This window comes from Arthrobacter oryzae (assembly GCF_030812315.1).
Classification (GTDB): Bacteria; Actinomycetota; Actinomycetes; order Actinomycetales; family Micrococcaceae; genus Arthrobacter; species Arthrobacter oryzae_B.
Map to the genome: position 1 here is coordinate 349,674 of NZ_JAUSSM010000005.1, position 23,326 is coordinate 372,999.

Below are 23,326 nucleotides of genomic sequence, written 5' to 3' on the forward strand. Positions count from 1 at the left end.
TGGTGGCAACAGCCACTAAAGTTCTTATATGAACGAAACCGGGCGCCCGCAAGACTTTCCACTTTCCAACCCCCGAGCTGATCGGGTAAGGAAGGTGGCACAACTTGCCGGGCGCCCGGCCCGTTTAAAACGCCGCGAGTTCCTGGCGGAGGGTCCGCAGGCCGTACGCGAGGCCCTGACACTGCATCAGAAGCGGATTGCCGCGGGGGATCCCGGCATCGTCTATGAGGTCTACGCGAGCGAGTCGTGCCTGGACCGGCACCCGGACCTCGAGACACTCGCGGAGGGCACCACCGCCTACCTCGCCACCGACGAAGTGCTCGCCGCTATGGCGGACACGGTTACCCCGCAGGGCATTCTCGCGGTCTGCGGTTTCCTGGACGTGAGCCTTGAGCAGGTACTCGACGCCGGTCCGCAGCTGGTTGCCGTCCTGTGCCAGGTCCGCGACCCCGGTAATGCAGGAACCGTGCTCCGCGCGGCCGATGCCGCCGGCGCCGACGCCGTCGTCCTGACCGCGTCCAGCGTGGACATCTACAACCCCAAAGCTGTCCGCTCGACGGCGGGATCCCTCTTCCATCTGCCGATCGTCCTTGGCGCCGACGTGGCCGAGCTGGTAGCACGGTGCAAGGAACGGGGGATCGGGGTCCTCGCTGCCGACGGTTACGGCCAGCTGAACCTGGACCGGCTCCAGGACGAGAACGCGGCCCGCCGTCTGGGGGACTCCGCCGCGGAATCGATCTACGCACTGGAGAAGCCCACAGCGTGGCTCTTCGGCAACGAGGCCCAAGGCCTGTCCGAGGATGAAATCGCGCTGGCCGACCACCGCGTGGCCGTACCCGTCTACGGGAAAGCGGAGAGCCTGAACCTCGGAACCGCCGCCACGGTCTGCCTCTACGCCAGCGCCCGCTCGCAAAAGCACAGCTGACCAGCCACCACAACCACGACGCAAAGGCGGGGGCCCACCTTCCGGTGAGCCCCCGTCGTCGTATCTTCACCATGGGGCGCCTCTGCGCCCTCAGCGGTGGTGAGTGTAGTTATGTGGTGGTCTTGTTACGGCCGGTGATGAAGCCGTAGATGCCAGCTACGACCAGGCCGCCGACGATGGCCAGAAGCCAGGAACCGAGGTTCCAGAATTCCATCCTGCCGCCGCCAAACAGAAGGTCACCAATCCAGCCGCCGACGATGGCGCCGACGACACCAAGCACGAGGCTGGTGACCCAGCCGCCGCCGACCGATCCAGGCATGATTGCCTTGACGATTGCTCCTACAATGAGTCCGAGAATGATCCAGCCAAGAAAGCCCATGTCTCCTCCTACATATTCGTCGGAACTCACTACGGGTCCCGATTATGGCTTCAAGCTAACACACGGTGCGTTTCCTTGTCAGCAGGCTTAGTTTCATTGTTTTTGGTGTCATCCGCCGTGACGTGTGGTGCAACCGGCGGCAGCGGGCGGGTACGGTATTCATTGCGGGCATCAGCGTTGTGCGGTGATCGCACGTGCAAATTTTCCGGCAATCCCTGAAGAGGTGAAGCTCACTTGGCTGCAAATGGCGGTACCAAGGCGATCGTCGCGGCTCTGGCTGCAAACCTGACCATCGCTGTACTGAAGTTCGTCGCTTTTATCCTGACGCTGTCGTCGTCAATGCTGGCTGAGGCGATCCACTCTGTTGCCGACTCCGGCAACCAGATCCTCCTGCTGGTGGGCGGCAAGCGCGCCCGGCGTGCCGCGAGCCCCGAACACCCGTTTGGCTACGGACGCGAACGGTACATTTACGCGTTCATCGTCTCGATTGTGCTGTTCAGCGTGGGAGGCCTCTTTGCGCTGTACGAGGCATGGGAGAAGATTCAGCACCCCCACGCCATCGAAGGCGACTTCTGGTGGGTTCCGCTGGCAGTACTGATCGGGGCAATCGTCGCCGAATCGTTCTCATTCCGGACGGCAATCATCGAGTCAAACCATGTGCGCGGTAAGCAGAGCTGGGTGCACTTCATCCGCAACGCCAAGCAGCCGGAACTCCCCGTCATCCTGCTCGAGGACCTCGGCGCGCTGCTGGGCCTGGTGTTCGCATTGTTCGGCGTGAGCCTGACCCTGATTACCGGAGACGGCATCTGGGACGCCATTGGCACCGCGATGATCGGCTTCCTGCTGGTGGTCATCGCCATCGTGCTGGCCCTGGAGACCAAGTCGCTGCTGCTGGGCGAATCCGCCACGAAGGCTGACTCCGAAAGGATCAGCACCGCCCTCGAGGCCGACGGAACAAAAATCATCCACCTGAAGACCCTGCACCTCGGCCCCGAGGAACTGCTGGTCGCGGCCAAGATCAGCGTCGGCGCCGCCGCCACCGGCGCGGAGATCGCCAAGGTCATCGACGACGCCGAAAGCCGCATCCGCGAGGCTGTGCCGATGGCGCGGGTCATCTACCTGGAACCCGATGTGGAGCGCGCGCACGTCTGATCCAACCCGCCGGGCTGCCATGCCCCGTCGAAGGCCGCTGGACCGAACCTGCTTGAGGCAGGCTAGGAAACCAGCGGCCTTTTGCGTTCCAGCAGGCCGCTGATGACGGCCACACCGAGGCCCAGGATTGCCAGGACGGCACCCACGAGGGCCGGCGCAACAAAGCCCCAGCCCCAGGCGATGACCAGGCCGCCCAGGAAGGCGCCGAGGGCGTTCGCCACGTTCAGGGCCGCGTGGTTGAGCGAGGATGCCAGGGACGGGGCATCGGGGGAGGCGTCCAGCAGCCGCGTCTGCAGGGCCGGGACAAGGAGGGAGCCTGCCCCGCCCACCACAAACACCATCACAAAGGCAGACCACGGCCAGTGGACCGCCACTGCATAGACGACCAGCGCGACCGCGATTCCGGGCAGGACCCAGTAGATGGTGCCCATGACTGACTTGTCCGCAATGCGCCCGCCGACGATGTTTCCGGCCACCATGCCCAGCCCGTACAGCGCGACGACAAGCGGCAGCCAGGCCGCGGGGATGCCCGCTACGGACGTCATGGTGTGCGCGATGTAGGTGTAGGTGGCGAAGAAGCCGCCGAAGCCCACAATGCCGATAAGGATGGCGAGCCAGACCTGCACCCGCTTCAGGGCACCGAGTTCCCGGCGGATGCTGGCGTCAGGGTGCGCTGGCTGGAACGGGACAAACTTCCACAGCATGGCGAGAGTCACCAGCCCGATCACGCCCACGAGCACGAACAGCAGGCGCCAGCCGAAGGCCTGTCCAAGCCACGTGGCGAACGGAACCCCGATGACATTCGAGATGGTCAGCCCGGCCATGACCATGGATATCGCCCAGCCCCGTTTGGTCGGCGCGACCAGCGACGCCGCGATCACCGCGGCCACACCGAAGAACGCCCCGTGAGGCAGGCCTGCCGCGAACCGGGACAGCAGCATGGTGCCGTAATCCGGTGCGATGAACGACGTGAGGTTGGCCAGGCTGAAGAACAGCATGAGGCCAAGGGCGAGATGCTTGCGGGGAAGCTTGGCGCCGACGGCTGCCAGGAGCGGCGCCCCGATGACGACGCCGAGCGCGTAGGCGGAGATGAGGTGGCCGGCTTCCGGGGTGCCGATGTTCAGGCCCTGCTCCACCTCCTTGAGCAGTCCCATCATGGTGAATTCAGTGACGCCGATGCCGAAACCGCCCATCGCTAGGGACACGATGGCCAGGGCGAGGTGCTGTGTTACGGCCTTCGGCTTGGCGGGGCTGAGGGTGGGCGTGGAGGTCATTGGCCTGCTCTTCGAAAGTCTTGGTTCTGGCGGGTCCGCTTCAGGCGCTCAGCGTTTCCGCGGTGCGGGCAACCCAAGAGAGGGCCGAGGCGCGATTGAATAAATCTGATTACTGTAACGACGGGGGGAGTGGTCCGTATTCCGGTGCGACGGCCATTTCGGGGCTGCGGGGGAATCGTCCTGAACCATTGTCCCCCATAGACTGTTGCGGTGACTGGACTCATCAATGTTGTGGGGGGAGCTGTTGTGGACTCCCTGAGCGCCCCTGCCCGGCTCCTCGTGGCGCGGCGGACGGCGCCGCCCCAGTTCGCCGGGATGTGGGAGTTCCCCGGCGGAAAGGTGGAGCCCCTGGAATCCGCGGAAGGCGCCCTTCACCGCGAACTCCGTGAAGAGCTGGGCATCGGCGTCCGGCTGGGCGCTGAGTTGCAGGCGGAAGGCCCTTCCGGCTGGCCGCTCAATGCCAAGGCCTCGATGCGCGTCTGGTTTGCCGAGATTGCAGATGGCGAGCCCCGCCCGCTGGAAGACCACGACGAACTGCGCTGGATCAGCCTGACGGAAAGTGACGAAGCTCTCACGCTCCCCTGGATCCCTGCCGACTTCCCGATTGTCCGGGCCCTGCTGGCTGCCGTTGCCGGATCAGGGCGGGTTGCGCTCGAAACGTAAAATTTATCCGAGTGGTGAACCCCGTTTCGGCGGGACAAATTCGGATTGGCGGCTCTCTGTGGGTTCTTGGCAGAATTCCTAAGTTGGGTGCGGACGATGTCCGCGCCCCGCTTTTGCGGAAAATCGTTCCGCGAGGATTTGAGCCACCACAGGGAGCCCCATGATTTCCGTAGACCGGGTGTCGAAGAGCTATGGCTCCGGGGAGACAGCGGTCCGGGCACTTGACGACGTTTCGCTGACCGTAGGCCGCGGTGAGATTTTCGGCGTTGTGGGCCAGAGCGGTGCCGGCAAGAGCACCCTGATCCGGACCATCAATTCGCTGGAACGCCCCGACTCCGGATCTGTCACGGTGGACGGCCGAGACGTCACACCTTCCCGACGGCGCTTCGGTGGCCATCCCCAGCGACCCCACCAACGAATCCCGCGCCCTCAAGCTGCTGGCGTCGAAGGGACTCATTGAAGTCACCGATAACCCGATCACGCTCAAGGACGTCAAGGCGAACCCGAAGAACCTCAAGTTCACCGAGATCGAGAACGCCAGCCTGCCGCAGGCGCTCAACGACAAGGATGCCGCGATCGTGACGCTGGCATTCGCCCTGCCCGCCGGGCTGAGCGCCGACAAGCAGCTGCTCGTGGAGGGCAAGGACAGTGCGTACTACAACGTCCTCGCCGTCAAGGCTGAAATGAAGGACGACCCGCGCGTGCAGAAACTGTTCAAGATCCTGACCTCGCAGGAGATGAAGGACTTCATCAACACCAAGTTCAAGGGCCCGGTCACCCCGGCCAGCTAAGCGCCAGCTGACGGCACCAGTATGCCCGGCCAACCAATCCGGCCAACCAATCCGGCCAACCAATCCGGCCAACCAATCCGGCCGGGAACCCTGGCCGCGAACTCCGGTTCCGGTCCTGCCCATGGCAGGTGCCGGAGCCGGTGTGGTTAAGCCGCTGCTGTAGCAGGCGTGCTAAGCCGGAGTTCTTAAGCCGGTGCCCCTAAGCCGCCCGGGATCCGAGGGCTGCTACCTGCGGACTCATTCGCCGAGCGTCAGACCCGAGCGTCAGAACAGCGTGGGCTGGGCGGAATCCTCAGTCGAGGCATGGCCTGCGCTGCCAGCCGTTGCTGCGGCGCCCCGGGGGCCCGGTGTTCTCCCGGGGCCCGTTCCCACTTCGGGCATGCTCCCGGCGGGATACTGCGCTTCTTCTTCCCGGGGATCCTGGGCCAGGTCACGGTGGCTGAAGCCGTGCGAACCGGCAAAACCGTGCCGGGACTTGAAGTAGCGGATCCGCCCCGCGAGCCATTCGCGGTACTCCTTGGACGCGTAGGAACCGGTGCCGTACAGCCGGCGGTAACGGCCCGCCAGTTCGGGGTGGCGGGCAGCGATCCACTGCATAAACCATTCTCGCGTACCCGGCTTCAGGTAAAGGGCGCCCGCCGTGACACCCGTGGCGCCTGCCGCAGCGAGGGAGCCGAAGAGGGAGTCCAGTGCTTCGTCGCTGTCGGAAAGCCAGGGCAGGATAGGCATGGCCATGACGCCGCACGGCAAACCGGCTTCGCGGAGCCTCGAGACGAGCTTGAGCCGCGCCCGCGGCCCCGGCGTGCCGGGCTCGACTGCCTCGGACAACTGTTCGTCAGTCATGGCCAGCGAAATCCCGATCCCCACCGGCACCTGTGCGGCGGCGTGCTTCAGCAGCGGGATGTCCCTGGCCAGCAGGGTCCCCTTGGTGAGGATGGACAACGGCGTTCCTGAATCGGCAAGCGCGCCGATGATGCCGGGCATCAGCTGGTAGCGGCCCTCAGCGCGCTGGTACGGATCCGTGTTGGTGCCCAGGGCGACGTGGTGGTGGCCCCAGGACGGTTTGGCAAGTTCCTTCCGCAGGACTTCGGCGGCGTTGATTTTGACCACCACCTGGCTGTCAAAATCCAGGCCGGCATCAAAGTCCAGGTAGGTATGGCTTTTGCGGGCAAAGCAATAAACGCAGGCGTGGCTGCAGCCGCGATAGGGATTGACGGTCCATTCGAAGGGCATGCGGGAACCGGCGGCCACTTTGTTGAGCACCGATTTGGCGGTGACCTCGTGGAAAGTGACGCCGGCGAATTCGGGGGTAGAGACGGAACGCACAAGCCCGGCCAGCGGCAGCAACGCGTCAACGGCTGGGGCGGCTGCTGTTGCGTTGCTCGCAGTGTTGTCTGCAGTCGCCGGCCGGAGTGCTTGTGCGTCCCATCTCATGGTTACCATTCGAAGGTATGTTCGAATTTAAGTCAAGAGCCCTGACGCCCGGGTGCAGCCGCTGTTGCTACGCTGGGGCCATGATTCTCCTGACCGGGTTCGAACCCTTCGGCGGGGAGGCAACCAACCCGTCCTGGACCGCCGCGAAGGCGGCCACCGGAATCCTGCAGGGTGAAGGCCACTCCGTTGCTGCTGTGGAACTGCCGTGCGTTTTCGGGCAGTCCGTCACGGTGCTGGAGGAAGCACTGCAGCGCCATCGCCCGGAGCTCGTGATCTGCGTCGGCCAGGCCGGCGGGCGGCCGAGGATCTCGCTGGAGCGGGTCGCCATCAACTGCGACGACGCCCGTATCCCGGACAATGCCGGAAACCGACCCGTGGACGAGGAAGTGGTCCCCGGGGGACCGGCGGCCTATTTCAGCTCGCTGCCAGTGAAGGCGGCGCTCGAGGCCTTGCGTGCGGCCGGGATCCCGGCCGAGGTCTCCCAAAGCGCCGGCACGTACGTCTGCAACCACATCTTCTACGCCCTGATGCACTCGCTGAACACGGGGCCTGGCGCGCCCGCAACGCGGGGCGGCTTCATCCATGTCCCGTATGGGACGCAGCAGGTGCCCAAGGGCAGCGGTACGCCGTCGCTGCCTGTCGCCGTGATGGCGGAGGCGCTCGCCGTCGTCGTCCGCACTGCCTTGTCCACGACGGCGGACATCAAGCTGTCCGCCGGTACCGTCCACTAGCGGTACCGTCCACCAGCCGGCCGCGGGCGCCCGCCGGTGGGGCCGCTAGCTGGGTTCGCGGAGCTCCCAGACAACGCCGACCGTTGCCGAGACGCTCGACTGCCCGGCCTCGATCCCTACGGAATCCGTGGCCATGGCGCGCTGCATTTTCGCCACGGGGATCGGTCCCGGGGGTGCGGGCTGCTGGGTGACGGAGACCACCGGACCGAGGTCAGCGCCCGCCAGGGACGCGAACTGCCCGGCGGTGGCCAAGGCATCCTGCCAGGCGGCTTCGCGTGCCTGTGCCGTGACGGCGGCCGGGTCCGCGAAGCCGAGGTCCAGCCCGTTCAGCCTGACGTCGTTGCCGCCGGCGGCCACCGCCTTGGCGATGACCTCCGAGGAGCCGGAGACATCCCGCAGGCGGACGGCCAGGGTGCTTGAGGCCACATACCCCGCCACGGTCTGGCCTTGGCCTTCCTTCCAGACGACGTCGGCGCGAACGTTGAGGCCGGAAGTGCCGATGTCGGGGTCGCCCACACCGTGCTCCCGCAGTACCGCCGAAATCGCGGCCGAAGCCCTGCCGGCGGCCGCGTACGCGGCGCCGACGTCCTCCCGGCGGCACTCGACGCCGATGGAAACAGTCAGGAGGTCAGGCACCGCCTCAGCAGTCCCCGAGCCCGTCACCGTGATGGTCCTGGCGATTTCGGTCATGTCATGCCTCGATTCCATCGTGGGCAGGGTTGCCCGTTCGGCGTTTGTCCCTGCGTCGTTTTCCCGTTCGGCGTTGGTCCGTGTGGTGTTGGTCCGTGCGGTGTTGGTCCGTTTCACGGGTGGGCATATCCACGTATCCGCCGGCCTCCAGTCCCGCCAGCCGTTCGAAGAAGTTTGCCGACCCCGGGTTTCCCGTCCGCAGCTGCGACCAGCCGGCGGCGATGAAGTACAGCGGCAGGAACGGCAGCCCACAGCACCAGGCATATTGGCTGCTGTGCCGTTCCTCGTGGCTGAGCAGTACCGGATTGGACAGGGCCTCCGGCGCCTCGGCACGGAACAGCACCACGTTTCCCACGGTGAATGCCTGTGCAAAGGGGAGCCTCCACCGCCAGCCCGTGGCGACCAGCAGGCCTCGGGGGCCGGTGCGGACGTCCGTGCGGGCACACCAAGCCAGCAGAAGGCCCAGAAGCGTCGACGCATTCAAGGCATTGGCTATCTGCCGCAGCCGCTGTCCGGAGGTCATGAGGCCATGGTAGCGGGAGGCGATGATCCCCGCTCCCGCCCGCCGCTTCGCCCGGCAGTACCGTCACCTTGAGCCCTGTGGCACGTTCAGCCGGGCGCCTTCAACTAGACTGGGGGAGAGTGCCCGCCGGACGAATTCCGGCGAGCCCTGCCCTTTGTCACTTCACGCGTCCGCTGAAAACGGCCGCGCGGAAAGACAAGTCAGTGACGGACACGCTGCCGGTGGACCCGAATGCAGCTGGACAGCTCGCTGGCGATACCCGACTCGTAGCTAAGAACAGTAGATGACTGAAACTTTGCCGGGCGCTGCCATCCCGAACCCTCTGGATGAAGCCGCCATTACTGCCGCCGTAGACCACGCCGTAGCCGCCATTGCCGCCGCCTCCTCGCTCGATGAGCTCAAGGCCGTGCGGCTTGCGCACACCGGGGAGAAGTCGCCGCTGAGCCTCGCCAACCGTGAAATCGGCGGCCTGGCGAAGGACCAGAAGGCCGCCGCCGGAAAACTTATGGGTGCCTCCCGCGGTCGCGTCAACAAGGCGCTCGCGGACCGCACCGCCGAGCTGGAAGCCGAAAATGATGCACGGATCCTCGTCGAGGAGACCGTCGACGTCACCGCCGCCCCGCGCCGCCGCCGTGCCGGTGCGCGCCACCCGCTGTCCACGTTGCAGGACCGTGTGGCGGACATCTTCGTCGGGATGGGCTGGGAAATCGCCGAAGGCCCCGAGGTCGAATCCGAGTGGTTCAACTTCGACGCTTTGAACTTCAAGCCGGACCACCCTGCCCGCGAAATGCAGGACACCTTCTTCGTGGAGCCTCCCGAGGCCCACCTCCTGATGCGCACCCACACCTCCCCGGTACAGGTGCGCTCCATGCTGGAACGCGAAGTGCCGATCTACGTGCTGTGCCCGGGCAAGGTGTTCCGCACCGACGAACTGGACGCCACGCACACGCCGGTGTTCCACCAGTTCGAGGGCCTGGCCATCGACAAGAAGCTCAGCATGGCGGACCTCCGCGGAACGCTGGAGCACTTTGCCCGTCAGATGTTCGGTGATGAGGCTCAGATCCGCCTTCGGCCCAACTACTTCCCGTTCACTGAGCCGTCCGCGGAGCTGGATATCTGGCACCCCGGCGCCAAGGGCGGTCCCCGCTGGATTGAATGGGGCGGCTGCGGCATGGTCAACCCCAACGTCCTTCGGGCCGCCGGCATCGATCCGGACATCTATTCAGGTTTTGCCTTCGGCATGGGCATCGAGCGCACCCTTATGTTCCGCAACGAGGTGGGCGACATGCGCGACATGATCGAAGGCGATGTACGTTTCAGCGAGCACTTCGGGATGGAGATCTAACAGTGCGTATCCCACTTTCCTGGCTGCGTGAGTTCGCGCAGGTACCGGCCGGCGCAACGGCCGAAGACGTGATGGCCGAACTGGTCAAGGTCGGTTTTGAAGAAGAGGCGGTCCACCGCCCCACTGACGCGCTCAGCGGTCCCATCGTGGTGGGCCAGGTCCTGAGCCTGGTCAAGGAGCCGCAGACCAACGGCAAGACCATCAACTGGTGCCAGGTCCGCGTGGTCCCCGAGGGCCAGGAGCAGACCCTCACCGGCAAGGGCATTGACCCCTCCGGTGTCCAGGGCATCATCTGCGGAGCCCACAACTTCGTGGAAGGGGACAAAGTCGTAGTCACCCTTCCCGGGGCCGTGCTGCCCGGAGACTTCCACATTTCCGCCCGCAAGACCTACGGCCACCTGTCCGCAGGCATGATCGCCTCCGTCCGCGAACTCGGCATCGGCGAGGACCACGACGGCATCCTGGTGCTGTCCAGGATCGGCCTGGACCCGGAAATTGGCACCGACGCCATGGAACTGCTCGGTCTCTATGACCAGGCTGCCGAGATCAACGTGACGCCGGACCGTGGCTACGCGTTCTCCATCCGCGGCGTTGCCCGCGAATACGCCCACGCCACCGGAACGTCCTTCACGGACCCGGCGGCAAAGGTGCAGGCACCGGCTGAACTGGCCGGCGGCTATGGCGTCAAGCTCAACGACGACGCCCCGATCTACGGCAAGCCCGGCTGCGACCGCTTCGTGGCCCGCACCGTCCGTGGCGTGGACGCAACGAAACCGACGCCGCTGTGGATGGTTTCACGCCTCCGGCTTGCCGGCATCCGCTCCATCTCCCTCCCAGTGGACATCTCGAACTACGTCATGCTGGAACTAGGCCAGCCCACGCACTGCTACGACCTGGACAAACTCTCCGGTGACATCGTGGTCCGGCGCGCCGTGGCGGGGGAGAAGATCACCACCCTGGACGACAAGGAGCGCAAGCTCGACGTCGAGGACCTCCTCATCACGGACAGCTCCGGAGCGATCGGCATCGCCGGCGTTATGGGCGGTGCCGCCACCGAAGTCTCTGATTCCACCACGAACGTCCTGGTTGAGGCGGCACACTTCGACGAGGTGTCGATTGCCCGGTCACGCAGGCGGCACAAGCTGCCCTCCGAAGCGTCCAAGCGGTTCGAACGCGGCGTTGACTGGCAGGTTGCGGGCATTGCCGCGCAGCGGGTGGTTGACCTCCTGGTCGAGCTGGCCGGCGGCACTGCCGACGACGCCGGCACCGACGTCGGCACTGCGCCCGACGCCGTGACCATCGAGCTGCCGGCTGCTTTCGCCGCAGCGCGGATCGGCATCGACTTCACCGACGAGCAGATCGTCACCTCGCTCGAGGACCTCGGCGCTGCCGTGGTGAAGAACGACGCCGGCTGGACCGTCACTGCCCCAAGCTGGCGGAACGACCTCGAAACCAAGGAAGACCTTTCCGAGGAAATCGCCCGGCTGGTGGGCTACGACAACATCCCCGCCACGCTTCCCGTGGCGCCCCCCGGACGCGGCCTCACCCGAGTGCAGCAGCAGCGCCGTCGCCTGGTCCAGGCCCTGGCCGATGCGGGGCTCACCGAGGTCCTGGCCTACCCGTTCGTGTCCAAGGCTGCCAACGACACCTTCGGCGTGGCCGGGCAGGGATCCGCCCGCAAAGCCGTCAAGCTGGCCAACCCGATCAGCGAGGAACAGGGCTACCTGCGGACCTCCATCCTCCCCGGCCTGATCGAGGTGGCCAAGCGCAACCACTCACGCGGCTTCCGCGACCTGGCGGTCTTCGAGGCCGGCCTGGTGTTCCTGCCGGGTGAGACCGTGGGGACCCCGTCCATCCCGCCGCTCGGCGTCAAGCCCTCCGACGAGGTGCTGGATGCCCTGTACGACGGCGTTCCGGACCAGCCGCTGCACATCGCAGCGGTCCTGACAGGCCACGACTCGCCCGCTGCCGCAGCCCACACGCCGCGTGCCTGGGACTGGGCCGACGCCGTGGACATTGCCCGCCTGGCCGGAGACGTCCTCGGCGTCGAAATCGTGGTCAGCCAGGGCCACCACCAGGCCTACCACCCCGGACGCGCGGCCCAGCTGGCCCTGCGTTCGGGCGAGGTTGTTGGCTACGCCGGGGAACTGCACCCCAAGCTGCTGGCCGCGCACGACATGCCGGCACGTTCGGTGGCGCTCGAGTTCAACGCCGACGCCCTGTTCGAAGCGGCAGCAGACGTCATTGTGGCGAAGCACATCTCCGGGTTCCCGGTGGCCACACAGGACGTTGCCCTGGTGGTTCCCCAGGAAATCCCGGCCGACGACGTCCTGGCCGCCCTCCGCGAAGGCGCCGGCGAGCTGCTCGAAGACGTGGCACTGTTTGACGTGTACTCAGGAAAGGGCATCGAGGACGGCAAGAAGTCGCTGGCCTTCGGGCTCCGCTTCCGTGCCGCGGACCGGACGCTCACGGCAGACGAGGCGTCTGCCGCCCGCGAGAGCGCCGTCGCCGTGGCTGCCGAGCGCTTCGGAGCCGTCCAGCGCTAAGTGTCCAGCGCAAGACCGGAAGGGCGGGTCATGGCATCAGAGCTTGTTGTGCGTGCCTGCCCGCCCTTCCGTGTACCCGGGCAGGATCCAGCACCGGCTGCAGCGGAGCTGGAACGCGAAGCCCTGCAGTTCCTGGACCCGCCGGAGCTGGAGCGCGCCCGCGCCATGATGCCCCTGCCACGGCAGGACTTCCTGGCCGCAAGGATGGCCCAGCGCCGGTTCGCTGCAGAACTGCTGGAAGTGCGCGCACAGGACCTGACCGCCAGCTACAGTTGCCCGCAGTGCGGCAGCGGTCCGGGCATCACCCACGGGAGGCCCGGTTACGCTCTTGAGGGAGCGCCGGCACCCCTGCTGCTGAGCCTGTCGCGGGCAGCAGGATGGACCTTGCTGGCCGCCGTGACGGCACCCGAGCCCGGGCAGCGGCTGGGCGTCGACGTCGAGGATCCGCTGGGGCTGGACTTTGACGGCTTCGACGCAGTGGCGCTGACGCCGGCGGAACGCCGGGCTGTGGCTTCGCTGCGGGAGGACAACCTCCTGCGCGCCCGCGCCCGGCTGTGGGCGCGGAAGGAGGCCTTCCTCAAGATGACAGGCGAGGGCCTCAGACGGCCGCCCGAGACGCTTGACGTGCTTGACCGGCCCGGTGTCACGGACCTGGCCGCCCCCGCGTCAGGGCTGCCGGACGACCTGGTGGCCGCCGTCGCCGTCGGGTGACGCCCGCCCTACTTGGATGTCCTCAGGCAGCTAGCGGACCGGCAGGGCCGGAAGTGCCTCTTCGAACAGCCAGGGATGGAGCAGCGCTTCCGAATCGATTCCGGCCACGCGGTCCGCGGTCTGGATGAACCCGGCGGTGGAGACCGAGGCGTGTCGGTTGTTAGCCGCCCAGTCGTGCAGCAGCGCGAAAAAGGCGAGGTCGCCGCACCGGTTCCGCAGCGCGTGCAGCGCGAGGGCGCCGCGCTTGTACACCCGGTCATCGAACATCAGCTCAGGCCCGGGGTCGCCAACCACGATGTCCTGGCTCCCGGCGGCGAGCTTCCGCCAGGCGGCCGCGGCGCGGTCCGCGACGCTCATGACACCGGCCGCCTCGGACCAGAGCCACTCCGCGTAGCAGGCGAACCCTTCATGCAGCCAGATGTCGCTCCAGGCAGCCACGGTCAGTGAATTGCCGAACCACTGGTGGGACAGCTCGTGGGCGATCAGCCGCTGCGATTCCCAGTCGGTGTTGAGATGGTTGGGGCCAAAGATTGAGAGCGTCTGGGCTTCGAGGGGTATTTCGAGCTCGTCCTCCGCCACCACCACGGTGTACTCCTGGAAGGGATAGGGGCCGAAGCTGTTGACGAACGTCCGCATCATCTCCGGCTGGCGGGCCAGGCCGCGGCGCGCGGCGTCTGCCAGGGCGCCGGGCACCGCGACATGCTGGGGGACGCTGCCGGGAACGGGCGTTGTATCCAGGGTCAGGACGTCGTACCGGCCAATCTGAACAGTGGCCAGGTAGGTCGACATCGGTTCGTCCTGTTCGTACGTCCAGGTCTCACGGCTGGACCCGGTCCTGCGGGAGATCAGCAGTCCGTTGCAGACGGCACGGTAATTGACGTCCGTGGTCACTGCGATCCTGTAGCTGGCTTTGTGCTGCGGGTGGTCGTTGCACGGAAACCAGGACGCGGCGCCGTTGGGCTGGCCCGCCACCAGCACTCCGTCGGTGAGTTCCTCCCAGCCCACTTCGCCCCACAATCCGCGGCGGGGAGCCGGATTTCCCTCATACCTGATGTCCAGGGTGAAGCGGTCTCCCGGCAGCAGGGCGGCGTCGGGGACCACCACCAGCTGCTCAGCGCGCTGGCTGAATTTCCGCACGCGTTTCCCGTTGAGCGAAATTTTGACGGCGCGCATTCCCGCAAGGTCCAGGACGACGGCCGACGCAGCCCGGTCCGCCTCTGCGTGCAGGACTGCCCGGCCGTTCAGCCGGTTGCTGGCCAGTTTGTAGTCCAGGTCCAGTTCGTACCTCGTGACCCGGTAGGCGTTCGTGCCGTGCCCCGGGACGTAGGGATCCGGGGATCCTGACGGCTCGTCCGGCCGCCGCACGCCGTCGGGGCTGGATGTTGCTGCAAAACTCATTGAGCGGGCCTTCGTATTGCGTACGGTGCGGATCCGGGGGACATGTCGTGCTGGAGCTACTTGAGCCTCGGGGCCGGCACTGCCGGGCCTGCCCACGGGCTGACCGGATTGCCCATCCAATAGGTCGCGGCGGGAACGGTTTCCCCGCGCATGACCAGGGATGCCGGCCCCACCGTGCCGCCCCTCGCGATGCGTGCCCGCGGAAGGATGACGCCGTGCGGTCCCATCGTGGCTCCGTCTTCGAGCGTAACAGTGTCAATGCTCATGATGCGGTCGTGGAACAGGTGCGTCTGGACCACGCAGCCCCGGTTGACCGTAGAACTCTCTCCCAGCGTCACAAGATCCGCTTCGGGCAGCCAGTAACTCTCGCACCACGTGCCACGGCCGATCTTGGCACCCAGGCCCCGCAGCCACCACACAAGGGCCGGTGTTCCCGAAGCCGACCGGGCGAACCACGGCGCGCTGACCATTTCGATGAAGGTATCCACCACCTCGTTCCGCCAGATGAATGAACTCCACAGGGCATGTTCGCCTGCCTTGATCCTGCCCACCAGCAGCCATTTGGCCGCAACGGCACTGGCCGCGGCAACAGCACCTGCTGCAAGGATCACGAGGCCGCCCAGCAGGGCTGCCACCGCGTAACCGGACAGCGTGGCGAGCCAGTCAAAGGCGAGCATCACGCCGGCGGCCAGGCCCACCGTGAGCACCACCGGAATGAACCGGCAAAGCTCCCACAGGGCGCGCGCCAGCTTCAGCCGCAGGGGCGGCTGGTAGGTCAGGGTGTTGTCGGTGGCGATGGCGGTGCGCCGCAGCCGGACCGGAGGGCTGCCCAGCCAGGAAGTGCCGGATTTGGCCTTTGCCGGGGTTGCCGAGAGGACGGCCACCAGGGAGTTCTTGGGGACGCTCCGCCCCGCACCTGTCATCCCCGAGTTGCCGAGGAAGGAACGCTTGCCGATCTTTGCCGGGGCAATCCGCATCCACCCGCCGCCAAGTTCGTACGAGGCAACCATGGTGTCGTCCGCGAGGAAAGCGCCCTCGCCCACGGTTGTCATCTTCGGGAGCAGCAGGACAGTGGACGCCTCCACGTTCTTGCCCACCTTGGCTCCGAGCAACCGCAGCCAGACCGGGGTGAAAAGGCTGGCGTAAATGGGAAACAGGACATCGCGGGCCAGGTCCAGCACCCGTTCAGTAGCCCAGACCTGCCAGCCGATCCGGCTCCGCACACGGAAGTAGCCCTCCGTGAGCCCCACGCCCAGCAGGCGGGTCGTGCCGAGGATCAGCAGGAGATTGGTGACGAACCAGGACAGCGCCGCCAGCGGCAGCGAGGCAAGGACCTGGGGAGCTGCCGCCGAGAGGGATTCGTGGCCGCGGATGAACAGGAACACCACGAACGCCCCCGCGAAAGCGGACACGTAGGGAATGGTGGCCAGCACGGCGGAGGCCGCCGCAAACGCCCCGAACCAGAGCCTGCCGATCAGCGGATGGACGGTCGGCGTCTCCGGCCAGGCGTGCTTGGCCTTGCCGATCCGCTCGGCGGGGGAGCCTGCCACCAGCTGCCCGGCCTTCACCTTCCCGAGCACGGCCGATCCCGGTTCCACCTGGCCGCCAGCTCCTATGCTTGTACCGGGCATGAGCGTACTGCGTGCGCCTACGGTGGCGCCGGCCCCGACGTGGACGGAGCCGATGTGGACGGTATCGCCGTCGATCCACCACCCGGAGAGATCCACCTCCGGTTCGATGTTGCAGCCCCGCCCCAACGACAGCATGCCGGTGACCGGCGGCAGCGAATGCAGCTGCACGTCATCGCCGATCTTCGCCCCTAGGGCTTTCGCGTAGTAGGGAACCCAGGGCGCGCTGGCCAGGCTGATGGCGCCGGACAGGTCCTGGATCTGCTCGGCCAGCCACAGGCGCAGGTGCACCTTGCCGGACCGTGGATAGGTTCCGGGGACCACGTTCCGGAGCAGGGTCCTGGCGGCCAGGACGGAGATGGCCATCCGGCCTGCAGGGCTGACGAACACCAGCCAGGAGACAGCTACCCACCACCACGAAACCACGGGAGCGGCCGCGAACCCGGCAAAGGCCGCGAGGAGGTTGTTGGCTGCTATCACATAGGTGAGCCAGCGCATCCCCACGAGGATGTGCAGGGGGACGCCCATCAGCGTCTGGAAAATCTGCGATTTCAGGGCTGTGGGACGGACTTCCCGCTCGGGCGCAGGCCCGGCTATGCCTTCAGGCAGGGATTGACGGGCTGCGTCGATCAGCGCGCCTACCCGGGGAGTGGCGTAGATGTCAGCCACGGTGATGGTGGGGTAGCGGACCCGCAATGCGGAGACGAGCTGCGCGGCGGCAAGGGATCCGCCGCCGTGGGCGAAGAAGTCCGCATCCAGGGTCGACGCCGGTGTCCCCAGGACGCTGCCCCACTGTTCGACAATCCAGCTGGCGTCGTCCGGCAGGTTCAGCGGGGCATTGTCCGCATCAGCCGCCCCTGCTCCGGCCAGCGGCCAGGGCAGGGAGTGGCGGTCCACTTTTCCGCTTGTCTTGGTGGGCAGCGATTCCACCACCGTCAGAAGGGGTATGAGCGCTGCCGGAAGGCTGGCCGCCAGCAGTTCACGGGCGCCGGTGAGGTCAACATCCGCGGTGCCCGAAGGCGCAAGGTAGCCCACCAGGATTTGGTTACCGGCCGCCGTCGTGCGGACAGCGGCCGCCGCGCCGGCGACACCCGGCAGTGCCTGCAGCGCAGCGTCGATCTCGCCGAGTTCAATCCGCCGGCCCCCGAGCTTCACCTGCTCATCGGCGCGTCCCATGAAGACCAGGCCCTCCGGTTCATAGCGGACCAGGTCGCCGGAGCGGTATGCCCGGGCCCAGCCAAGGGACGGCATCGGCGCGTACTTTTCCGCATCCTTGGCGGGGTCGAGGTACCGGGCCAGACCCACGCCACCGATGATCAGCTCGCCCACTTCGCCCTCTGCCACCGGAACGCCGCCCGCATCAACTACGGCAAGGTCCCAGCCGTCCAGGGGGAGGCCGATCCGGACGGGACCGGGCAGGCCCAGCGGCGCCGCGCACGCCACCACGGTGGCTTCCGTAGGGCCGTAGGTGTTCCACACTTCACGGCCGTCCACGGCGAGGCGCTCCGCAAGCTCCGGGGGACAGGCCTCGCCGCCGAAAATCAGCAGCCGCACGTTTTCCAGGGCTTCGGCAGGCCAGAGCGCGGCAAGGGTGGGAACGGTCGAAACCACCGTAATCCCGTGGCTGATCAGCCACGGACCGAGGTCCATTCCGGTCCGGACCAGCGACCGGGGAGCGGGGACGAGGCATGCGCCGTAGCGCCAGGCCAGCCACATCTCTTCGCAGGAAGCGTCGAATGCCACGGACAGCCCGGCCAGGACCCGGTCCTGGGGGCCAATGGGTTCGTCCCGCAGGAAGATCCGCGCCTCGGCGTCCACAAACGCTGCCGAGGACCGGTGCTGAACCGCGACCCCCTTGGGAGTGCCGGTGGAGCCTGAGGTGAAGATCACCCAGGAATCGTCACCGGGCAACGGCATTCGCGGCTCCGGAAACGGCTGTGGCCGCTTCTCTTTTGTGGCGATCTCGCCATCGGTCTTCAAGATGGCCGCCACACGGGCTTCGCTGAATACCAGCCTTGCACGTTCGTCGGGGTCATCAGCATCCACCGGGACGTAGGCGGCCCCGATCAGCAGGATCGCCAGGATGGAGACGTAGAGCCTGTTGGTGCCGGAAGGGATGCGGACGCCGATCTTGTCGCCGGCCCCGAGGCCCGCCTGATGCAGCTCACGCGCCGTTGCCCGGACCTCGGCCATCAGCTGTGCATAGCTCAGCCGCCGGTGGCCGTCGTCCAGGGCCGAGGCCTCCGGATACGTCCTGGCCGTCTCCTGGAGGATGTCGATCAGCGTCCGCTCCGGCGGCGCGGCAGCGGCGCCCGGGAGTTGCGGCAGATACACGTTCCGGACCGCCGGACGTGCATCGGGGCCGGTCTCCGGCGCGGGCACGGATCCGGGAGCTAGCGGTAGTTCAGTCACGGGGTGATTCTTTCCGCTCAAGATGAACAGAAGGTGTCGCAGTTCGCCGGGGGTTTGCCCGGCGTTTGTGCCGCGTTTACCGGACCCGCTCTGCCTACCCTTTTGCCGGCCCCTCGACCGGCCCTCTCCTGACGGGTCAGGGGACCAGGATGACCTTGCCGGTGGTGCGGCGCTGTTCGAGGTCGTCGTGCGCCTGGGCTGCCTTCGCCAGGTCGTAGCGTCCGCCGATCAGGACCTTGAGGCTGCCGTTGGCGGCGGCCGCGAAGATCTCGTCGGAGCGCCAGCGGCGTTCCTGGGCGTTGCGCAGGAAGTGGCTTATGGTCGGCCGGGTCAGGTACAGGGAGCCGCCGGCGTTTAGCCGCTGCGGATCGAACGGCGGAACCGGCCCGGAGGCGGCACCGAACAGCACCAGCGTGCCGCGGACACGCAGGGCAGCCAGGGAACCGTCGAAAGTGTCCTTCCCGACGCCGTCGTACACCGCGTCCGCGCCGGTTCCGTCGGTCAGCTCCCGGACCCGGGCGGAAAAGCCTTCGTAGCGCAGTACATGGTCGGCACCGGCTTCGCGGGCCAGCTTCTCCTTCTCGTCGGTGGAGACGGTGGTGATGACGCGGGCGCCCTTCGCCTTGAGCAGCTGGATCATCAGCAGCCCCACGCCGCCGGCGCCGGCGTGGACCAGTATGGTGTGGGCCGGTTCGACGCGGAAAGAGGAGTTGATCAGGTAGTGCGCGGTGATCCCCTGGAGCGGCAGTGCGGCCGCAGTGAAGTCGTCGACGCCGCGGGGGACAGGGAGTGCCTTGTCCTCGTCGATGAGGATGTAGCCGGCATAGCAGTTGGTGCCTTCAGCGGTGGCCACCCGGTCTCCGAGGGAGAACACCGTTACCCCGTCTCCCACTTCCTCCACCGTTCCGGCTGCCTCGGACCCCGGAGTGAACGGATACGACACCTTGTAGGTGCCGCTGCGCTTGTAGGTGTCGATGAAGTTCACGCCGGTGGCGGCGACCTTGACCAGAATCTGGCGGGGACCGGGGACGGGCCGCTCAACCTCGGCCAGTTCCAGGACGTCCGGACCGCCCGCCTGGCGGGCGACGATTGCATGCATCATATGTCTCCTTCCCTGGGCTGGGATTTCCAGGCCCGGATACTGGGTCCATCCTAGGGATACCGCTGCCAACGACGAAGTGACGGCCGGTAACCGGCCGTCACTTCGGGTCAAACGTGGATTGCGGAGGTGTGCCTGCCTGGCAGGCGGGGGTGCCTAGTAGCGGCGGGTGACGGTAGCCATGGGGCATTCGAAGTGGCGGCCGGCGGAGAGCCCTACGTCATTGAGGTAGCGGACGATGATGCCGTAGGACTGCAGCAACGTGGTCTCCGTGTAGGGGACCTGGTGCTTGGCGCAGAACTCCCGGACAATCACGGCGGCCTTGTCCAGCTGCGGGCGGGCCATGTCGGGGAAGAGGTGATGCTCGGCCTGGCGGTTGAGGCCGCCAAGCAGGATGTCCATGAAACGGCCGCCGGAGATGTTCCGGGACGTCAGCACCTGGCGGCTGAAGAAGTCCACGCGGCTGTCCGCGGGCAGGACGGGCATGCCCTTGTGGTTCGGGGCGAAGGAAGCGCCCATGTAGAAACCGAAGACGGCGAGCTGGACGCCGATGAATGCCAGGGCCATGCCCCAGGGCAGGAAGGTGAAGGTGAGGACCGGCAGCAGGCTCAGGCGTGCCACGAGGATCGGGATTTCAACCCAGCGGTGCGTGACCTTGGCGCGGCGGAAGATGAACTTGACCGAATCGATCTGCAGGCCGAGGCCCACCAGGAACAGCAGCGGGAAGAAGAACCAGCCCTGCTTGCGCGTAAGGAAGGAGAACCGTCCCTGCCGGGCTTCAACAGCTTCGGTGTGGAAAGCGATGGGTCCGGGGGCGATGTCAGGGTCCTTGGAAATGACGTTCGGGTGATTGTGGTGGGCGCCGTGCTTCTGCTCCCACCAGGAATAGCTCATGCCGGCCACGGAAGTGGCGAGCAGCCTGGCGGCCCAGTCGTTGGCACGGCGGGAGGCAAAGATCTGGCGGTGCCCGGCCTCGTGGGCCAGGAAGCTCAGTTGGGTGCACAGGACGCCCAGGGCGGCGGCGATGAGGAGCTGGAACCAGCTGTCACCGATGAGCGCGAAACCGAACCAGGTGGCGGTCATCAGGAGTACCAGGACGGAGAAGACCGTGATGTAGAACCCGACGCGCCGTTCGAGGAGGCCCGCGGCCTTAACGGTCTTCAGGAGTTCTGAGTAGCTCAAGACAACCGCATTGGGCTGCCGGACACGCGACTGGGGGCGCTCCGAAGTAATTGTGGGGGACATGGACTCGGGGCCTCGTAACTGTTACGGGCAACGCTGCAGCCGACATTCGGACCGCACGGTCAAGATCACCCTTCTTCCAGCATACGCTGGCCCTCCTAACCCCGAAGCGCTGGCTATTACGGGCAGGCCCCATCGCATGCATAAATATCGGCCTCTATGCATAGTCTTGCTGTATAGTCGTTTCCATGACTATTTCTGTTGCCGTTTCCGGTGCGAGCGGTTACGCCGGCGGTGAGGTGCTTCGGCTCCTGGCCGGACATCCCGACGTCACCATCGGCGCCATCACAGCGCACAGCAACGCCGGTTCCAGACTAGGCGAATTGCAGCCGCATCTCCATGGGTTGTCCAGCCGCATCCTTGAGGACACGACCGTGGCGAACCTCTCGGGCCACGACGTGGTGTTCCTGGCACTTCCGCACGGAGCCTCCGCCGAGATTGCGGCCCAACTGCCGGAGGGCACGGTAGTGATCGACGCCGGTGCCGACCACCGCCTGGAAGATCCCGCCGCCTGGGAGAAGTTCTATGGTTCTGCGCACGCCGGAACGTGGCCCTACGGGCTGCCCGAGCTGCCGGGCCAGCGGGAGAAGCTCAAGGGGGCCAAGCGGATCGCCGTACCGGGCTGCTACCCGACGTCGGCTCTGCTGGCCCTGACGCCCGGGTTCGCCGGCAGCCTCCTCCAGCCCGACGACGTCGTGATCGTCGCCGCGTCCGGCACATCGGGTGCCGGGAAAGCCGCGAAGGTCAACCTCATCGGCTCCGAGGTCATGGGATCCATGAGCCCCTACGGCGTGGGCGGCGGCCACCGGCACACCCCCGAAATCGAGCAGGGGCTCGGCAACGCCGCGGGCGAGCCGGTGACGGTGTCCTTTACGCCAACCCTTGCCCCGATGAGCCGCGGCATCCTCACCACCGCAACAGCCCGGGTGAAGCCCGGCGTCACGGCAGCGGAGCTGCGCAGCGCGTGGGAAGAGGCTTACGACGACGAGCCGTTCGTGCACCTGCTCCCCGAGGGGCAGTGGCCCGCCACCAAGTCCGTGCAGGGTTCCAACCACGCCGTAATGCAGCTGGCCTTCGACGCCCACACCGGCCGCGTCATCGTCACCTGCGCCATCGACAACCTGACCAAGGGGACTGCCGGCGGCGCCGTGCAGTCCATGAATATCGCCGTTGGCCTGGCGGAAACCGCCGGCCTCAACCTGCAGGGAGTTGCTCCGTGACCGTTACCGCCCCCAAGGGATTCCGCGCCGCCGGCGTCAAAGCCGGACTGAAGGCGTCCGGCAACCCGGACCTCGCCCTCGTGGTCAACGACGGCCCATCAAAAGCGGCGGCGGCGGTGTTCACCTCGAACCGGGTGGCCGCGGCACCCGTCCACTGGTCCCGCCAGGTGGTCAAGGACGGCCGCGTTGACGCCGTCATCCTCAACTCCGGCGGCGCCAACGCCTGCACCGGCCCGCAGGGCTTCCAGAACACCCACACCACGGCGGAAAAGACCGCCGAAGTGCTGGGCGTCTCCGCCACGGACATTTTTGTCTGCTCCACAGGCCTGATCGGCGAGCAGCTGCCCATGGACAAGATCATCCCGGCCATCGGCGCAGCAAAGTCAGCCCTGAGCGCAGACGGCGGCCCTGCTGCCGCCACGGCGATCATGACCACGGATTCGGTGTCCAAGGAAGCCGTCTTCACCGGCAAGGACGCCGAAGGCAACGAATACACCATCGGCGGTATGGCCAAGGGCGCCGGGATGCTTGCTCCCGGGCTGGCCACCATGCTGGTGGTCATCACCACCGACGCGGACGTCCAGCCTGAAATGCTCGACGTCGTGCTCCGCGACGCCACCCGGGTCACCTTTGACCGGGCGGACTCGGACGGCTGCATGTCCACCAACGACACCGTGGTTCTGCTGGCCTCGGGCGCGTCGGGCGTCGTACCTTCGGCCCGGGACTTCGGTGCGGGACTGACCCAGGTCTGCGCCGAACTGGCCCGCAAGCTGATCGGCGACGCCGAGGGCGCCAGCCATGACATCGCTATCCGCACCTTCAACGCTGCCAGCGAGAAGGACGCGGAGATCGTGAGCCGGGCCGTGGCACGCTCCAACCTCTTCAAGGCGGCCATCTTCGGCAAGGACCCCAACTGGGGGCGGGTACTCTCGGCCGTCGGCACCACTGACGCCGTGTTCGAACCGGACCAGCTGAACGTTTCCATGAACGGCGTGCAGATCTGCCGGAACGGAAGCATCGGCGAGGACCGCAGCCTTGTGGACCTGGAGCCCCGCGAAGTCCTGGTGGGGATCGACCTGCAGGCCGGAGAGGCCGAAGCCACGATCTGGACCAACGACCTCACGCACGACTACGTCCACGAAAACAGCGCCTACTCAAGCTAG

General features: G+C 66.7%; 20 protein-coding genes. 11 read left to right on the forward strand and 9 right to left on the reverse strand.

Annotated elements, in window-relative coordinates; all coding sequences use genetic code 11:
- Positions 1-28 precede the first annotated feature (28 nt).
- Positions 29-925 (forward strand): TrmH family RNA methyltransferase, encoded by an 897-nt coding sequence (locus J2S97_RS12740; RefSeq protein ID WP_307049915.1) that lies wholly within the window; start codon positions 29-31, stop codon positions 923-925.
- A 109-nt stretch (positions 926-1,034) separates the two neighbouring features.
- On the opposite strand, the gene J2S97_RS12745 is transcribed toward J2S97_RS12740, so the two are convergent.
- Positions 1,035-1,304 (reverse strand): GlsB/YeaQ/YmgE family stress response membrane protein, encoded by a 270-nt coding sequence (locus J2S97_RS12745; protein WP_307049917.1) that lies wholly within the window; start codon positions 1,302-1,304, stop codon positions 1,035-1,037.
- 234 nt (positions 1,305-1,538) lie between these two features.
- On the opposite strand from J2S97_RS12745, the gene J2S97_RS12750 reads away from it, so the two are divergent.
- Positions 1,539-2,456: a cation diffusion facilitator family transporter gene (locus J2S97_RS12750; protein WP_307049919.1), complete on the forward strand. Its 918-nt coding sequence runs from the start codon at positions 1,539-1,541 to the stop codon at positions 2,454-2,456.
- Between the two features lie 62 nt (positions 2,457-2,518).
- Here the strand turns inward: J2S97_RS12750 and J2S97_RS12755 are convergent, their stop codons facing one another.
- Positions 2,519-3,730 carry an MFS transporter gene (locus tag J2S97_RS12755; RefSeq protein WP_307049921.1) on the reverse strand — a complete coding sequence of 404 codons (1,212 nt, stop codon included), beginning with the start codon at positions 3,728-3,730 and terminating at the stop codon, positions 2,519-2,521.
- 210 nt (positions 3,731-3,940) lie between these two features.
- On the opposite strand from J2S97_RS12755, the gene J2S97_RS12760 reads away from it, so the two are divergent.
- From J2S97_RS12760 to J2S97_RS12770, 3 genes are all read left to right on the forward strand, one after another.
- A complete protein-coding gene (locus tag J2S97_RS12760; RefSeq protein ID WP_307049923.1) occupies positions 3,941-4,393 on the forward strand; it encodes a (deoxy)nucleoside triphosphate pyrophosphohydrolase in 453 nt (150 codons plus the stop codon).
- Positions 4,394-4,553: 160 nt separating this feature from the next.
- Positions 4,554-4,853 (forward strand): ATP-binding cassette domain-containing protein, encoded by a 300-nt coding sequence (locus tag J2S97_RS12765; protein ID WP_307049925.1) that lies wholly within the window; start codon positions 4,554-4,556, stop codon positions 4,851-4,853.
- Entirely contained in the window at positions 4,783-5,184 is a 402-nt protein-coding gene (locus J2S97_RS12770) for a MetQ/NlpA family ABC transporter substrate-binding protein (RefSeq protein ID WP_307049927.1), read from the forward strand. The genes J2S97_RS12765 and J2S97_RS12770 overlap by 71 nt, the downstream gene beginning before the upstream one ends.
- Positions 5,185-5,448: 264 nt before the next feature.
- Here the strand turns inward: J2S97_RS12770 and J2S97_RS12775 are convergent, their stop codons facing one another.
- On the reverse strand, positions 5,449-6,618 hold the full coding sequence (locus J2S97_RS12775; protein WP_307049929.1) for an Rv2578c family radical SAM protein: 1,170 nt from the start codon (positions 6,616-6,618) through the stop codon (positions 5,449-5,451).
- An 80-nt stretch (positions 6,619-6,698) separates the two neighbouring features.
- Here J2S97_RS12775 and pcp point away from each other — a divergent pair, with 80 nt between their 5' ends.
- Positions 6,699-7,349, forward strand: a complete 651-nt coding sequence (pcp, locus tag J2S97_RS12780; protein ID WP_307049931.1) for a pyroglutamyl-peptidase I — start codon at positions 6,699-6,701, stop codon at positions 7,347-7,349.
- A 45-nt stretch (positions 7,350-7,394) separates the two neighbouring features.
- Here pcp and J2S97_RS12785 read toward each other — a convergent pair whose 3' ends face one another.
- Both J2S97_RS12785 and J2S97_RS12790 read right to left on the reverse strand, forming a co-directional pair.
- Positions 7,395-8,039 (reverse strand): SIMPL domain-containing protein, encoded by a 645-nt coding sequence (locus tag J2S97_RS12785; protein WP_307049933.1) that lies wholly within the window; start codon positions 8,037-8,039, stop codon positions 7,395-7,397.
- Position 8,040: 1 nt separating this feature from the next.
- Positions 8,041-8,562 (reverse strand): DUF4157 domain-containing protein, encoded by a 522-nt coding sequence (locus J2S97_RS12790; protein WP_307049935.1) that lies wholly within the window; start codon positions 8,560-8,562, stop codon positions 8,041-8,043.
- 283 nt (positions 8,563-8,845) lie between these two features.
- Here J2S97_RS12790 and pheS point away from each other — a divergent pair, with 283 nt between their 5' ends.
- From pheS to J2S97_RS12805, 3 genes are read left to right on the forward strand one after another with little or no spacing between them, the layout of a single operon-like run.
- Positions 8,846-9,907 carry a phenylalanine--tRNA ligase subunit alpha gene (gene pheS, locus J2S97_RS12795; protein WP_307049937.1) on the forward strand — a complete coding sequence of 354 codons (1,062 nt, stop codon included), beginning with the start codon at positions 8,846-8,848 and terminating at the stop codon, positions 9,905-9,907.
- A gap of 2 nt (positions 9,908-9,909) precedes the next feature.
- Positions 9,910-12,453 (forward strand): phenylalanine--tRNA ligase subunit beta, encoded by a 2,544-nt coding sequence (pheT, locus tag J2S97_RS12800; protein WP_307049939.1) that lies wholly within the window; start codon positions 9,910-9,912, stop codon positions 12,451-12,453.
- 30 nt (positions 12,454-12,483) lie between these two features.
- Entirely contained in the window at positions 12,484-13,164 is a 681-nt protein-coding gene (locus J2S97_RS12805; RefSeq protein WP_307049941.1) for a 4'-phosphopantetheinyl transferase family protein, read from the forward strand.
- Positions 13,165-13,194: 30 nt separating this feature from the next.
- Here the strand turns inward: J2S97_RS12805 and J2S97_RS12810 are convergent, their stop codons facing one another.
- From J2S97_RS12810 to J2S97_RS12825, 4 genes are all read right to left on the reverse strand, one after another.
- Positions 13,195-14,562 (reverse strand): M1 family metallopeptidase, encoded by a 1,368-nt coding sequence (locus tag J2S97_RS12810; RefSeq protein ID WP_307049943.1) that lies wholly within the window; start codon positions 14,560-14,562, stop codon positions 13,195-13,197.
- A gap of 56 nt (positions 14,563-14,618) precedes the next feature.
- Positions 14,619-18,572, reverse strand: coding sequence for a Pls/PosA family non-ribosomal peptide synthetase (locus J2S97_RS12815; protein WP_307050021.1), 3,954 nt, complete (start codon positions 18,570-18,572; stop codon positions 14,619-14,621).
- A 166-nt stretch (positions 18,573-18,738) separates the two neighbouring features.
- A complete protein-coding gene (locus J2S97_RS12820) occupies positions 18,739-19,704 on the reverse strand; it encodes a quinone oxidoreductase family protein (protein WP_307049945.1) in 966 nt (321 codons plus the stop codon).
- A 153-nt stretch (positions 19,705-19,857) separates the two neighbouring features.
- Positions 19,858-20,946 (reverse strand): fatty acid desaturase family protein, encoded by a 1,089-nt coding sequence (locus tag J2S97_RS12825; RefSeq protein WP_307049947.1) that lies wholly within the window; start codon positions 20,944-20,946, stop codon positions 19,858-19,860.
- Positions 20,947-21,131: 185 nt separating this feature from the next.
- Between J2S97_RS12825 and argC the strand changes: the two genes are divergently transcribed.
- The gene (gene argC / locus J2S97_RS12830; protein ID WP_307049949.1) at positions 21,132-22,163 is read left to right on the forward strand and encodes an N-acetyl-gamma-glutamyl-phosphate reductase; all 1,032 of its coding nucleotides are present in this window, start codon (positions 21,132-21,134) and stop codon (positions 22,161-22,163) included.
- Complete coding sequence (argJ, locus tag J2S97_RS12835; protein WP_307049952.1) at positions 22,160-23,326, forward strand: bifunctional glutamate N-acetyltransferase/amino-acid acetyltransferase ArgJ; 1,167 nt, start codon at positions 22,160-22,162, stop codon at positions 23,324-23,326. The genes argC and argJ overlap by 4 nt, the downstream gene beginning before the upstream one ends.